Source organism: Serratia sp. K-E0102 (assembly GCF_029962625.1).
GTDB classification, from domain to species: domain Bacteria; phylum Pseudomonadota; class Gammaproteobacteria; order Enterobacterales; family Enterobacteriaceae; genus Serratia; species Serratia sarumanii.
Map to the genome: position 1 here is coordinate 967,207 of NZ_CP124754.1, position 13,129 is coordinate 980,335.

12 protein-coding genes are annotated in these 13,129 nt (G+C 60.7%); 8 read left to right on the plus strand and 4 right to left on the minus strand.

Features of this window, described 5'->3' with window-relative positions:
- Window positions 1–30 precede the first annotated feature (30 nt).
- Complete coding sequence (locus SSARUM2_RS04480) at window positions 31–669, plus strand: two component system response regulator (RefSeq protein WP_033637278.1); 639 nt, start codon at window positions 31–33, stop codon at window positions 667–669.
- A gap of 171 nt (window positions 670–840) precedes the next feature.
- Window positions 841–1,131, plus strand: a complete 291-nt coding sequence (ppnP, locus tag SSARUM2_RS04485) for a pyrimidine/purine nucleoside phosphorylase (protein ID WP_004940463.1) — start codon at window positions 841–843, stop codon at window positions 1,129–1,131.
- A gap of 65 nt (window positions 1,132–1,196) precedes the next feature.
- Here the strand turns inward: ppnP and rdgC are convergent, their stop codons facing one another.
- Complete coding sequence (rdgC, locus tag SSARUM2_RS04490) at window positions 1,197–2,108, minus strand: recombination-associated protein RdgC (RefSeq protein ID WP_004940461.1); 912 nt, start codon at window positions 2,106–2,108, stop codon at window positions 1,197–1,199.
- A 216-nt stretch (window positions 2,109–2,324) separates the two neighbouring features.
- Here rdgC and mak point away from each other — a divergent pair, with 216 nt between their 5' ends.
- The 3 genes from mak (at window position 2,325) to SSARUM2_RS04505 (ending at window position 3,958) form a co-directional block, all read left to right on the plus strand.
- Window positions 2,325–3,239 (plus strand): fructokinase, encoded by a 915-nt coding sequence (mak, locus tag SSARUM2_RS04495; RefSeq protein ID WP_060439030.1) that lies wholly within the window; start codon window positions 2,325–2,327, stop codon window positions 3,237–3,239.
- A 102-nt stretch (window positions 3,240–3,341) separates the two neighbouring features.
- A complete protein-coding gene (locus SSARUM2_RS04500) occupies window positions 3,342–3,575 on the plus strand; it encodes a type II toxin-antitoxin system prevent-host-death family antitoxin (RefSeq protein WP_060429530.1) in 234 nt (77 codons plus the stop codon).
- Window positions 3,572–3,958, plus strand: coding sequence for a type II toxin-antitoxin system VapC family toxin (locus SSARUM2_RS04505; RefSeq protein WP_033637281.1), 387 nt, complete (start codon window positions 3,572–3,574; stop codon window positions 3,956–3,958). The genes SSARUM2_RS04500 and SSARUM2_RS04505 overlap by 4 nt, the downstream gene beginning before the upstream one ends.
- Here the strand turns inward: SSARUM2_RS04505 and SSARUM2_RS04510 are convergent.
- The 3 genes from SSARUM2_RS04510 to sbcD all read right to left on the minus strand — a co-directional run bounded on the left by SSARUM2_RS04510 (window position 3,955) and on the right by sbcD (window position 9,515).
- Window positions 3,955–4,803, minus strand: coding sequence for a PRD domain-containing protein (locus SSARUM2_RS04510; RefSeq protein WP_041033609.1), 849 nt, complete (start codon window positions 4,801–4,803; stop codon window positions 3,955–3,957). The two genes, SSARUM2_RS04505 and SSARUM2_RS04510, sit on opposite strands and share 4 nt — an antisense overlap.
- Window positions 4,804–5,034: 231 nt before the next feature.
- Window positions 5,035–8,286 (minus strand): exonuclease subunit SbcC, encoded by a 3,252-nt coding sequence (gene sbcC / locus SSARUM2_RS04515; RefSeq protein WP_060429531.1) that lies wholly within the window; start codon window positions 8,284–8,286, stop codon window positions 5,035–5,037.
- Window positions 8,283–9,515, minus strand: a complete 1,233-nt coding sequence (sbcD, locus tag SSARUM2_RS04520; RefSeq protein ID WP_049235170.1) for an exonuclease subunit SbcD — start codon at window positions 9,513–9,515, stop codon at window positions 8,283–8,285. The genes sbcC and sbcD overlap by 4 nt, the downstream gene beginning before the upstream one ends.
- A 215-nt stretch (window positions 9,516–9,730) precedes the next feature.
- On the opposite strand from sbcD, the gene phoB reads away from it, so the two are divergent.
- From phoB to SSARUM2_RS04535, 3 genes are read left to right on the plus strand one after another with little or no spacing between them, the layout of a single operon-like run.
- Window positions 9,731–10,420: a phosphate response regulator transcription factor PhoB gene (gene phoB, locus SSARUM2_RS04525; protein ID WP_004940438.1), complete on the plus strand. Its 690-nt coding sequence runs from the start codon at window positions 9,731–9,733 to the stop codon at window positions 10,418–10,420.
- Window positions 10,421–10,444: 24 nt separating this feature from the next.
- Window positions 10,445–11,761, plus strand: coding sequence for a phosphate regulon sensor histidine kinase PhoR (gene phoR / locus SSARUM2_RS04530; protein ID WP_025301740.1), 1,317 nt, complete (start codon window positions 10,445–10,447; stop codon window positions 11,759–11,761).
- A gap of 14 nt (window positions 11,762–11,775) precedes the next feature.
- Window positions 11,776–12,738, plus strand: coding sequence for a phosphate ABC transporter substrate-binding protein PstS family protein (locus tag SSARUM2_RS04535; protein WP_033647326.1), 963 nt, complete (start codon window positions 11,776–11,778; stop codon window positions 12,736–12,738).
- Window positions 12,739–13,129 lie beyond the last annotated feature (391 nt).

Genomic DNA, 13,129 nt, shown 5'->3' on the forward strand with positions numbered 1-13,129 from the left:
TCATAAAAATAGACGGGTACTGAGCCTATTATGAACGCTTATCGTGTGTTGATCGTTGACGATCATCAGTTGATTATTCATGGTGTGCGCACGCTGCTTTCGGCGTATCCGCGTTATCAGATAGTGGGGCATATCGAAAATGGCCTGTCGGTTTATGCGGCCTGCAATGAGTTTATGCCGGACATCGTGGTTCTGGATTTGGGGTTGCCGGGGCTGGGGGGACTGGAGGTCATCGAACAACTTTGCCAGCGCTGGCCAAAGCTGCGCATATTAGTGCTTACGGCAATGCAGGACGAAATAACGGCCAGCCGGGCGATACGCGCCGGGGCGATGGGATATGTGTTAAAGACCAGTTCTCAAATGGTGTTGCTGAGCGCGATTACCAACGTGGCAGCCCGCAAGTGTTATTTGGATCCTGATTTGGATCCCCGCGTCATTGCTCAATTAAGCAATGAGGAAGACAGCGGCGCTTTGCTTACGCGAAGAGAACGTCAGGTGTTGCAACTTATCAGCGAGGGTAATGCAAATCGCAACATTGCTGAATTGTTGAATATCAGCATTAAAACTGTCGAAACTCATCGTCTTAACACCATGCGTAAACTCAATGCACACAAGGTAACTGAATTGTTGCAGTCGGCCCGGCGATTGGGGCTGCTGAACGCTGTGTAGGGAAGGGGGAGAGGGGATGCATCTCCCTGGAAGATCGGAATGTCACCTGTCGCTGTCCGCGAGCGCTTTACTCTGCGCCGCGATCGCATTTCGCGCGAAAAACCAGTGACAGATCAACCGCAATCCCCCAATATGGATTTTCCATCAAGATGATTACGCGGGTGCCAGTCTATGCTGAAAGTGAATGAGTATTTTGCCGGAAAAGTGAAGTCTATCGGTTTTGACAGTAGCAGCATCGGTCTTACCAGCGTGGGCGTGATGGAAGAGGGGGAATACACCTTCTCCACCGCGCAGCCGGAAGAAATGACGGTGATCACCGGGGCGCTGAAAGTGCTGCTGCCGGGGGCGCCGGACTGGCAGGTGTTTACGCCGGGCGAGAAGTTCTTCGTGCCGGGGCACAGCGAGTTCAACCTGCAGGTGGCCGACGCGACCGCCTATCTGTGCCGCTACCTGAGCAAATAAATTTTGTTCGTTAGGGAAACGCAGGGCTCAGCGGATGCTGGGCCCTGGTCATTTCTGCGGCGGGATTAACGCTGGGCTTCGCCGCCGAGCGCTTCGATGGTGTTTTTGATCAACGCCGCCAGCTCGCTGGTCATCAGGATAAAGTCGGCGTCAAAGCGCTGGGCGAAGTCATCGCGATCGATATCGTCGTTCTGTTCGCGCAGCGTGTCGGCGAATTTCAGGCGCTTGAGCGAGCCGTCGTCCGACAGCATCAGCTGAATGCGCTCCTGCCAATCCACCGCCAGCTTGGTCACCAGCTTGCCGGCTTCGATATGCACCGCGATTTCGTCGCTGATCAGATTCTGTTTCTTGCAGCGGATCACGCCGCCTTCTTCCAGAATCGCTTTCAGTTCCGCTTCATCCTGAATGGCGAAACCAGCCGGCATCTCGCCGGAACGCACCCATTCGGTCAGCGTCAGTTCGATCGGGCTTTCCATGGTCAGCGGCACCACCGGCAGCGAGCCGAGGCTTTTGCGCAGCAGCGCCAGCGTATCTTCGGCGCGTTTGGCGCTGGCGGCATCGACCATGATCAGATCGTTGACGGTGTCGATCCACATGAAGGTTTGGTTGAAGCGGCTGAAGGCACGCGGCAGCAGGCTGTGCAGCACTTCGTCCTTCAGCGCGTCTTTCTCGGTTTTCTTCAGTTTGCGATGTTGTTCCGCCTCCAGGCGCTCAATTTTGGCCTGCAGCTCTTGCTTGATGACCGGCGACGGCAGGATTTTCTCTTCCTTGCGCGCGCAGATGACGATTTGGCCGTTGACCGCGTGCGTCAGCGCATCGCTGTGCGAGCCCATCGGGGAGACCCAGCCGGTCTTGGCCATGTCCTGGCTGCCGCACGGCGTGAAGGCGAACGCGCTGAGTTGTTTTTCCATTTCATCCGCGTTTAACGCCACTTCGCGGCTCAAACGGTAAACCATCAAATTCTTAAACCACAGCATAATGTTATCCCTGGCTGGGCGTGCGCTCGGCACGCTGATTCGTCAAAAGCAGGGCGGCATGATAACGAATTGACGCTGAAAAATCGCCCCATTCTCTCCGAATTGCGTCGCCGACCGCAGCGGAAAAGGCCGGGCGGGGGAGAGGGAAACAGGTGATTCATCCGCGTACTTACATTAGGCTGTGGCAACGCTGCGCGGCATCGAGGAGAAAAATACATGCGCATTGGCATCGATTTGGGCGGGACAAAAATTGAAGTGATTGCGTTGGCGGACGACGGCCGGGAGCTGTTTCGCCATCGCATCGCCACGCCGCGCCATGACTATGGGCAAACCCTGGCGGCGATCGCCGGGCTGGTGAAACTGGCGGAAGATTATACCGGCGAGCGGGGATCGGTCGGGATCGGCATTCCCGGCACGCTGTCGCCGTTTACCGGGCGGGTGAAAAACGCCAACTCGGTATGGCTCAACGGCCAACCGCTGGACAAGGATCTCTCAGCGCTGTTGGCGCGCGAGGTGCGTATCGCCAACGACGCCAACTGCCTGGCGGTGTCGGAAGCCACCGACGGCGCAGGCGCCGGCGCGCAAACCGTGTTTGCGGTCATTGTCGGCACCGGCTGCGGCGCCGGCGTGGCGCTGAATGGGCAGGCGCATTCCGGCGGCAACGGCATCGCTGGCGAGTGGGGCCACAATCCGCTGCCGTGGCAGGATGACGATGAGCTGCGCTACGCCCGCGAAGTGCCGTGCTACTGCGGCAAACCGGGCTGCATCGAAACCTTTATTTCCGGCACCGGTTTCGCCACCGACTATGCGCGCCTGAGCGGCAACGCGCTGCAAGGGCACGAAATCATGGCGCTGAGCGAGCGGGGCGATGCGCTGGCGGAGCAGGCGATCGTGCGCTACGAAATGCGGCTGGCGAAAGCGTTGGCGCACGTGATCAACATTCTGGATCCGGACGTGGTGGTGCTCGGCGGCGGCATGAGCAACGTGGATCGCCTGTACCGCACGGTGCCGCAGCGGGTGAAAGATTGGGTGTTCGGCGGCGAGTGTGAAACGCCGATCCGCAAGGCGGTGCACGGTGACTCCAGCGGCGTACGCGGCGCGGCCTGGTTATGGCCGCAACAGCAGCGCTAAGCGTTGCAGCAAAGCGCGAGGCTGCTCGCGCTTTAAACCATTCCCTGTACAAAAACTGGACGGCGCTTTATGCTTTAGCTAACTTAGCTAAGGAGGACGCGTATGCCGATTCAGGCCAATATGCACGAAGCCAAATCCAATCTGAGCCAGCTGGCGGACAGAGCCGCGGAGGGAGAAACCGTGATTATTGCAAAAGCAGGGAAGCCGTACGTACAGCTGGTCGCCATCCAGGGCGAAGCGCGCCGGCCCGGCGCCGCCAAGGGCAAGTTTACCGTGCCGGTGGATTTCAACGCGGGGGATGCGGCCATTGCGGCGCTGTTTGAGGGCGATGCATGAAGCGCCTGCTGCTGGATACCCACGCGTTGCTGTGGTGGCTGATTGATGACGCCTGCCTGGGCGCGAACGCCAAAAGGCAGATCGCCGATCCGGGCAATGCGGTGTACGTCAGCGCGGCCAGCATTTGGGAGATCTCGATCAAGCAGGCGCTGGGCAAGCTGGCGCTGCCGGAAGACATCTTTGCGATCATCGAGGCCGAAGATTTTCTGGCGCTGCCGATGGACGCCTTTCATTGCCAACAGGCCGGGCAGCTGCCGCCCTATCATCAGGATCCTTTCGATCGCATGCTGATCGCACAGGCGCAGGCCGAGGGGCTGACGCTGATCTCCGCCGACGCGGTGTTTCCGCAATACGGCGTGCGGGTGGCGGACGCCCGCCGTTAAGCCGGTTTCTCCTCGCTTTCGCTGCGCACCCGTTCGATATGAATGGTCAGGAACATCATCTCTTCCGTGGTGAGCTGGTGCTGATAGTGCTTTTCGATGTGGCGGTTGATCTTGCCGGCGCAGGCGAATGACTCACGGTATTTCTCTTTCACCACCTGATACAGCGAGTCGTCGTCGCTGTCGACGTAGTTTTTCCCCAGCAGGCGCTGGGCAAAGAATTTCAAATGGGTGACGAAACGGTGGTAGCTCAGGGCTTCCTCGTTGTAATCAAAGCGGAAGTGGTATTTGACCAGGTTGAGGATCTCTTGCATCACGCGGGTGATGTGCAGCGTGTTGTGCATCTCGTCGTTAAGCTGGGCGTTGACCAGGTGCAAGGCGATAAATCCGGCCTCGTCTTCCGGCAGCGCGGTATTCAGCCGCTCGGCGATCAAGGCCAGCGCCTCCAGCCCGACGGCGAACTCGGCCTGATAGAGCTTTTTAATCTCCCACAGCAACGCATTTTTGATATCCAATCCTTCCGCGTGGCGCTGCAGAGCGAAATGGATGTGGTCGGTCAGCGTGATATAGACGATGTTATGCAACTTGCCCGGCAGCCGTTCGCGGGCGAGGGTAATAATCCGGTCGGCGGTGGTGACGCAGGCCAGCGGGATCTCGGAGAGCAGCTCTTTATAGCGCTCGGCGATTTCACCGCCGTTATGGGTGAACACTTTTTCGATCAGGCTTTCGTCCAGCGTGTCGCCGGGCTTCTTTTTAAAGCCGATTCCTTTTCCCATTACCACCGTCTCTTCCTGACGGTCGTCCAGCGTAATCACCACGTTATTATTGAGTATTTTAGCGATTTTCATGGTCTTTCCCGGTGTTTCAGCATCCTGAAAACGAAAAAACCTGACGCCCGGGAGCGATCCCGGGCGCCAGGTTTTGCCTGTATTTTATGTTTCTATCCTGCGGCCTGAGCGGCGGAGGGGATACAGTAACAATCCTGTTATGCCTGCATAATAACCCGTGCTCGCCGCGGCTCAACGCTTTTCACCGCGGAGTGCCGCCGCGGTCACACTTCTGCGCCGCGCACGGCGTGATCATTCCAGCCTAAAGTGCGCCTCCAGCCGGCTGACGCCGAGTCCGTTGACCTTTTTCACCTTGATCTGCACCGGAATACGCTCTTTCATCGCCTCGACGTGGCTGATCACGCCAATGGTTTTGCCGGAGGCGTTCAGGCTGTCCAGCGCGTCCAGCGCGGTATCGAGGGTTTCGGCGTCCAGCGTGCCGAAGCCTTCGTCGAGGAACAGCGAGTCGATGCTGGTTTTGTGGCTGACCAGATCGGACAACGCCAGCGCCAGCGCCAGGCTGACCAGGAAGCTCTCGCCGCCGGACAGGGTGCGGGTATCGCGCAGCGCGTCGGCCTGCCAGGTGTCCACCACCTGCAGCTCCAGCGCGTCGCTGGTTTTGCGCTGCAGCAGGTAGCGCCCGTGCAGCCGGCCGAGTTGCTGGTTGGCCAGATAAACCAGATGATCGAGCGTCAGCCCCTGAGCGAAGCGGCGGAACTTGTCGCCTTCTTTCGAGCCGATCAGCTGGTTGAGGTAGCTCCAGTCGTCGTAGTCTTGCTGGCTGCGGGCGATTTGCTCGAACAGTGCCTGTTGATTGAGGCGGCGGGCGGCGTCGCTTTCCAACTGGTTGCGCAGTTCACCCTGGCGCAGCTGCAACGTTTTCAACTGCTGTGCCAGCTCGGCCAGCGATTGGGTGAGTGCGTCGAGATCCGCGTTGGCTTCATCCACCCCTTCTGGGCGGCTTTGCCGATGCTGCTCCAGCGTTTGCGTCGCCTGCGTCAGCAGGGCGGCGGCCTCCACCTGCCGCTGTTGCAGTTGCTCTTTGCGCTGCTGCAATTCGCGGCGCAGGGCGTCGTCCAGCAGCGCAGCGGCGAAGGCGGTTTCATCGGCGAATTCGCTGTCGGCCAGCGCCTGCTGCCACAGCTGCTGCGCCTGCTGCAGCCGTTCCTGCATTTGGGTGTGCTGTTGTTGCAATCCGGCCTGCTGGCCGGCCAGGCGCTCGCGCAGTTCCTGCGCTTTTTGCCACTGCTCGGCGGCCTGCAAGCTGGCCTGCTCACAGGCGGTTTGTTTGGCGCGCAGCTGTTCGCGCACCTCGGCGACCTGCTGTTCGCCGAACAGCGCCAGCCGCTGCGCGCGCCGTTCGGCGAGGGTCTTCTCGCCTTCTTGCCAGCGTTGTTGCAGGTCTTGCTGCTGTTGCAGGCTGTCGGCATGGGTTTTCTGCAGCAGCGTAAAGCGCTCTTCGAGCAGCGCCAGCCGTTGCTGCGCCTGCTGCTGCTGCGTTTGCAGAGCGGCGAGCGCGTCTTTTGCCTGCTGTACCGCCTGCGCCGCCTGTTCATGCTGCTGCAGCGCGTGCTGCCCGCGCCGCTCTTCGTCGTCGCAGCCGCTCAGCCAGGCGCTGAGGCGCTCGCCCTCGGCCAACGTAAAGTCGAATGCCAGCGGCGCGCTGAGCTGCTGCCACTGCTGCTGTTGGGCAGCCAACTGCTGCTCATCCTGCGCGATAGCCTGCTGTTGGCGTTGCAATTGCTGTTGCAGGTTGTCGTAACGGGCTCGCAGCTCGACGCCTTGTTTTTGCAATGCTTCGGTCTGGACTTTCATTTGCTCCAGACGTTGCGCAGTTTCTGACAGTTTTACCTCTTGGTATTGTTCTACCGCCGGGTGATCGCATGAGCCGCACAGCGGGCAGGGGGCGCCGGGTTGCAAACGGGCGCGCTCGGCTTCCAGACCCACGATCCGTTGTTCCAGCGCATAGGTTTTTTCAACATCGGCCTGGTGGGCTTTCTGCTGCTTAAATTGCTGACGGATGAGCTCTAACTGTGGCTCCAACTGGGTCAGTTCATTTTGACCGATGTTTAGCTCTTGCCGCTGCTGTTCCAGCCGTTTAACAACTTGTTGCGATAAAGAGGCGAGCGTAAATAACTGCTGGCGCGTCGGGCGCAGATCCGCCAGAGCGCTCAGGCGCTGGCGCAGCGGGGCCAGCGGCGTTTGCGCCGCCAGCGCCTGCTGCTGTTGCTGCTGAACGGCCAGCGCTTCGGTCAGCGCGTTCAACCGCTGCTGATGCTGTGCGGCCTGCGCCGTCAGCTGGCTGCGCTCGGCGGTGAGCTGCTCCAGCGTGGTTTTCTGTTTGGCACACTGCTGCGCGGCAGCATCGCCGGACTGTCGCCGCTCGGCCTGCGTCGACTGCAGTTGGGCTATTTGGTGGTCGAGCGGGGCGACCTGGTCATCGATCAGCTGTTGCTGCTGCCGCATATACTCGGCATGGGCTTGCTGCGCCAGACGGGCCTTTTCCACCGCCTGCTGCAGTGGCGCCAGCTGCGCCGAGTGCTGTTCCTGTTGCTGCGTCAGCTGGGCTGCCTGCTGTTGTATCGTCTGCAGCTCGGCGCGGCAGCGATCGCGTTCACCGCGCAGCGGCCGCAATTTCTCGGCCGGTTCGCTGAGCGCCAGCCGCTGCAGCTGCGGGGCGGCCTCCGTCTGCTCGCGCTGGGCGGTTTCCAGCCGCTGTTGACCCTCGTTTTGCTGTTGCTGGAGGCGTTGCCATTGCTGCAGCCAGCTCAGCGCCTGTTGCTGTTGCTGAGTTTGCTTACCGAGGGCGCTTTCCTGCGCGCTCAGCGCCGTCAGCTGTTCAGTCAGGGAGTGGCGCTGTTCATCGTTCAGCAGCTCGATGCCGCTGGCGCGCTGGTGCAACCCATCCAGTTCGGTTTTGGCCTGCTTGTGCGATTCGAACACCTGTTCGGACAACCGCCCGTAGATTTCGGTGCCGGTCAGCTCTTCCAACAGTTCGGCGCGATCGTTGGCGTCGGCGTTGAGGAACGCGGCGAACTGCCCCTGAGACAGCATCATCGATTTGGTGAAGCGGCCGAAGTCCAGCCCGGTGATGGCGGCGGTGATCTCCAGCTTGTCGCGCACCTTGTCCGCCAGGATCTTGCCGTCCTCACGGCGCGCCAGTTCCACCTTCGGCGCCTGCAGGTTGCCGTCCGGCGCGTTTTTGGCGCGGCGCTGGCTCCAGAAGGCGCGATAGCCGACGCCCTTGACCTCGAATTCGACCTCCGCCAGCGATTCGGCGGTGTGGCGGGTCATCAGCTCATTCTGGCTCGGCGTGACGTTGAGACGCGGCGTCTGGTGGTACAGCGCCAGGCAGATGGCGTCCAGCAGGGTGGTTTTGCCCGCGCCGGTCGGGCCGGTAATGGCGAACAGGCCGTTGCTGGCGAACGGCTCGGCGGTGAAGTCAATTTTCCACTCGCCCTGCAGCGAGTTGAGGTTTTTTAACCGCAGGCTGAGGATCTTCATGGATTGGTCTCCTCAGGATTGTGCTGCACCGCCTCGACCACCTGGCGGAACAGTTGGTGCATCCGCCGTTGGCGCGCTTCGGGCATGTCGGCCTCCTGCGCCAACCTGCGTTCGAACACCTCGTTGACGCTCAGCTCGTTGAGCGTTTCCTTATCCTGCTGCGCGATCGCCTGGCGGCGCTGCTCTTTGCTGCGCCGCAGCAGCACCACTTCCACCGGCAGCTCATCCGCCATCAGCTGGATGCGGCGCTGGATATCGCTGAGATAGTCCTGCGTCGCCACTTCGATATCCAGCCACACCGGCAGCTCGCCGGCATAGTCGGCAAATTGCTGCAGCTGCCGTTCGATCTCGGCCAGATCGCCTTTGATCAGCTGCATGGGCTGGAACTGCGGGATCGCTAACGCTTCTACCTGCTGCAGGGCGCCGTCGGCGAAATCGACCAGGAAGACGCTTTTGGCTTTGCCCAGTTCATCGAAGCTGAGCGGAATCGGTGAGCCGCTATAGCGAATATGCTCTGATTTGGCGACGTTCTGCGCGCGGTGAATGTGGCCCAGCGCGATGTAATCGGCAGGTGGGAAGGCTTGCGCCGGGAAGGCGTCGAGGGTGCCGATATAGATGTCGCGCACCGAGTCGGAGGTGGTGACGCCGACGGTGGTCAGGTGGCCGGTGGCGACGATCGGCAGCGGCAGGCCCAGCCGATCGCGGCGTTCGCAGGCCGCCTGATACAGCGCCTGGTAATGTTCGGCGATGGCTTCCTGCAGCGCCTGCTGTTTTTGCGCGCCGGATTCGCCGGCGCGGCTGGTGAGCAGATCGCGCGGCCGCAGAAAAGGAATGGCGCACAGCACCGCGCCCGGCTGGCCGTCGCGCCGGTTCAGCACCACGATCTGCTGCTCAAGGGAGCCCTGCGCGCTCGCGATCACCGTGGTGTTCAGGCAGGAGAGCAGTTCCCGCGATTCGTTCAGCGTCGCCACCGAGTCGTGGTTGCCGCCCAGCACCACCAGCTGACAGCCGGTGCGCTGCAGCTCCACCACGAAGCGGTTGTACAGCTCGCGGGCGTAGCTGGGCGGCGAACCGGTATCGAACAGATCCCCGGCGACGATCAGCGCATCCACCTGCTGCTGCTCGATCTGCTCGATCAGCCAGTTCAGAAAAGCCTGGTGCTCGGCGGCGCGGCTTTTGGTGAAAAAGTACTGGCCAAGGTGCCAGTCAGAGGTGTGGATCAGGCGCATGACACTCCCGGATGCAAAGGTAATGGCGATGATTATAAAGGCCGCGGCGGCGGCTGTCCCGGCGCAATGATGATGACAACCGGATGATTTTTCTTTGCGGCGGGAAATAATCGCTATGCTTACTGCCTATAACAGCCGCTTTTTTTCATAAAAGTGTCACAAAACTGACGCATAATGGCGCCCGCAAAGTCGCTAACACATTGGCAGGATTGACGATGGCAAGACGCATACTGGTGGTGGAAGACGAAGCGCCGATCCGTGAGATGGTGTGCTTTGTGTTGGAACAGAATGGTTACCAACCGTTGGAAGCCGAGGATTATGACAGCGCCGTGACGCGCCTGTCTGAGCCGTTCCCTGATTTGGTGTTGCTCGACTGGATGTTGCCCGGCGGTTCCGGCATTCAGTTTATCAAACATATGAAGCGCGAAGCGCTGACCCGCGATATTCCGGTGATGATGCTGACCGCGCGCGGCGAAGAGGAAGACCGCGTGCGCGGCCTGGAAGTGGGGGCGGATGATTACATCACCAAGCCGTTCTCGCCCAAGGAGCTGGTGGCGCGCATCAAGGCGGTCATGCGCCGCATTTCACCGATGGCGGTGGAAGAAGTGATTGAAATGCAAGGGCTGAGCCTGGATCCGTCCTCCCACCGCGTGATGGCTAACGATCAGGCGTTGGACATGGGGCCGACCGAGTTCAAGCTGCTGCACTTCTTTATGACCCACCCGGAGCGGGTTTATAGCCGTGAGCAGTTGCTTAATCACGTCTGGGGCACTAACGTTTATGTGGAAGACCGTACCGTTGACGTGCATATCCGTCGGCTCCGCAAGGCGTTAGAAACCAGTGGGCATGATAAAATGGTTCAAACCGTTCGGGGCACCGGCTACCGGTTCTCAACGCGCTACTGATCGCGCTGCGCTGGAGAATATGCCGTGTTAGAACGTCTGTCGTGGAAGAGGCTGGCTCTGGAGCTGGCTCTTTTCTGTTTGCCCGCCTTACTGCTGGGGCTGATTTTCGGTTATCTGCCCTGGTTCCTGCTGGCCTCCGCGCTGGCCGCGCTGGTGTGGAATTTCTACAACCAGCTCAAACTCTCTCATTGGCTGTGGATCGACCGCAGCATGACGCCGCCGCCCGGCCGCTGGAGTTGGGAGCCGCTGTTCTATGGCCTGTATCAGATGCAGCAGCGCAATCGCCGCCGCCGGCGCGAGCTGGCGCTGTTGATCAAGCGCTTTCGCAGCGGGGCCGAATCGCTGCCTGACGCGGTGGTGATGACCACCGTTGAAGGCAACATCTTCTGGTGCAACGGGCTGGCGCAGCATCTGCTCGGCTTCCGCTGGCCGGAAGACAACGGCCAGCACATCCTCAACCTGCTGCGTTATCCGGAATTCAGCCACTATCTGCAACAGCAGGAGTTCTCGCGCCCGCTGACGCTGCAGCTGAACAACGAACACTACGTCGAATTCCGCGTGATGCCCTATTCCGAAGGGCAGTTGCTGATGGTGGCGCGCGACGTCACCCAAATGCGCCAGCTGGAGGGGGCGCGGCGCAACTTCTTCGCCAACGTCAGCCATGAGCTGCGCACGCCGCTGACGGTGCTGCAGGGCTATCTGGAGATGATGGGCGACGAAGAGCAGGACGGTTCGCTGCGCAGCAAGGCGCTCGGCACCATGCAGGAACAGACCCGCCGGATGGACGGGCTGGTCAAGCAGCTGCTGACGCTGTCGCGCATCGAGGCGGCGCCCAATGTCGACATGAACGAGCGGGTGGATATCCCGCTGATGCTGCGGGTGTTGCAGCGCGAGGCGCAATCGCTGAGCGGCGGCAATCACGAGATCACTTTCCGGGTGAACGAACAGCTCAACGTGTTCGGCAATGAAGACCAGTTGCGCAGCGCGGTGTCTAACCTGGTATACAACGCGGTCAACCACACGCCGAAGGGCACCCATATCGAAGTGAGCTGGCAGCAGACGGCGCACGGCGCGCAGTTCCAGGTCAGTGACAACGGGCCGGGCATCGCCGCCGAACACCTGCCGCGCCTGACCGAGCGTTTTTACCGCGTCGACAAGGCCCGTTCGCGCCAGACCGGCGGCAGCGGGCTGGGGCTGGCGATCGTCAAGCATGCGCTCAGCCATCACGACGCGCGGCTGGAGATCCTCAGCGAGCCGGGGATCGGCACCCGCTTTATCTTTACCTTACCCAACCGGTTGATTGTTCCCGCCGCTTTATCAGAGAATGCGGTGAAAAATTAACGCGAGACACCGGTATGACCCGAATAACCCGAGGGCTGTTGCTTTGCCTGGCGCTGCTGGCCGGACGCGGCGCGCTGGCGCAGCCCGACGGCATGCTGGCGGGCAACCTGTCCAGCGTCGGTTCCGATACTTTGGCGAATCTGATGGCGCTGTGGGCGCAGGATTTCAGCCGGCATTATCCCAATGTTAACCTGCAGATCCAGGCCGCCGGCTCGTCGACCGCGCCGACCGCGTTGGCGGCGGGCGCCGCGCAGCTGGGCCCGATGAGCCGGCCGATGAAGGCGGCCGAGGTTTCGGCGTTCGAACACCGTTACGGCTATGCGCCGCTGGCGGTGCCGGTGGCGGTGGACGCGCTGGTGGTGTTGGTGCATCAGGACAACCCGCTGCGCGGCCTCAATCTGCAGCAGCTCGATCGCATTTTCTCCGCCACCCGGCGCTGCGGTGAAAGCAAGCCGCTGACGCGCTGGGGCGAGCTGGGGCTGAGCGGCGACTGGGCGACGCGCTCGCTGCAGCGCTTCGGCCGCAACTCGGCGTCCGGCACCTACGGCTATTTCAAACTGCGCGCGCTGTGCGGCGGCGATTTTATGCCGCGCGTCAATGAGCTGCCCGGCTCGGCCTCGGTGGTGCAGGCGGTGGCCGGTTCGCTCAACGGCATCGGCTACGCCAGCATCGGTTTTCGCGCCAGCGGCGTGCGGCTGCTGCCGTTGGCGGAATCGGGAGAGGACTATGTCGCGCCTACCGCCGCCAACGTGCGCAACGATCGCTACCCGCTGTCGCGCTATCTCTATATCTACATCAACAAAGCCCCCAATCAACCGCTGGAGCCGCTGACCGCCGCGTTCCTCGACCGCGTGCTGTCGAACGCAGGGCAGAGCCTGGTCAATCACGACGGCTATCTGCCGCTGCCGCCGGGCGCCCTGCAGAGGACCCGCCAGGCGCTCGGGCTGCAGCCGCTCGCGGCGGCCACGGTGCAATAAGCGACAAAAAGCGGCGTAATTTTCGCCTTTTTTAACGGCCAAACGGAGCTTATACCACGCGAAAACCGGGCATTTATTGGCGTTTTCGCGCGGTAAAGCGGTATATGTTTCACGTTTCGTGAATCCATTGTTCAAAAATGATACAAATCATGTAGTGTATATTTATTGATAGCCAATATGATCGACTGGTGGCTAAAGTTTATATGGTCGATAGCTCTGCTTTTCGCCGTGCGTCTTGCCTTGAAGCGCTATAAACGTTTACCTTAGCCCTCGTTGTCGGATTAAACCTCCATTTTTATAACTCCTAAAATTTTGCCCATCTTCATGAGCGGCCACTTTCGAATAGGGACATAAACGCCGGATCGACTGCGTTTAGGGTGCTTATTTGGCG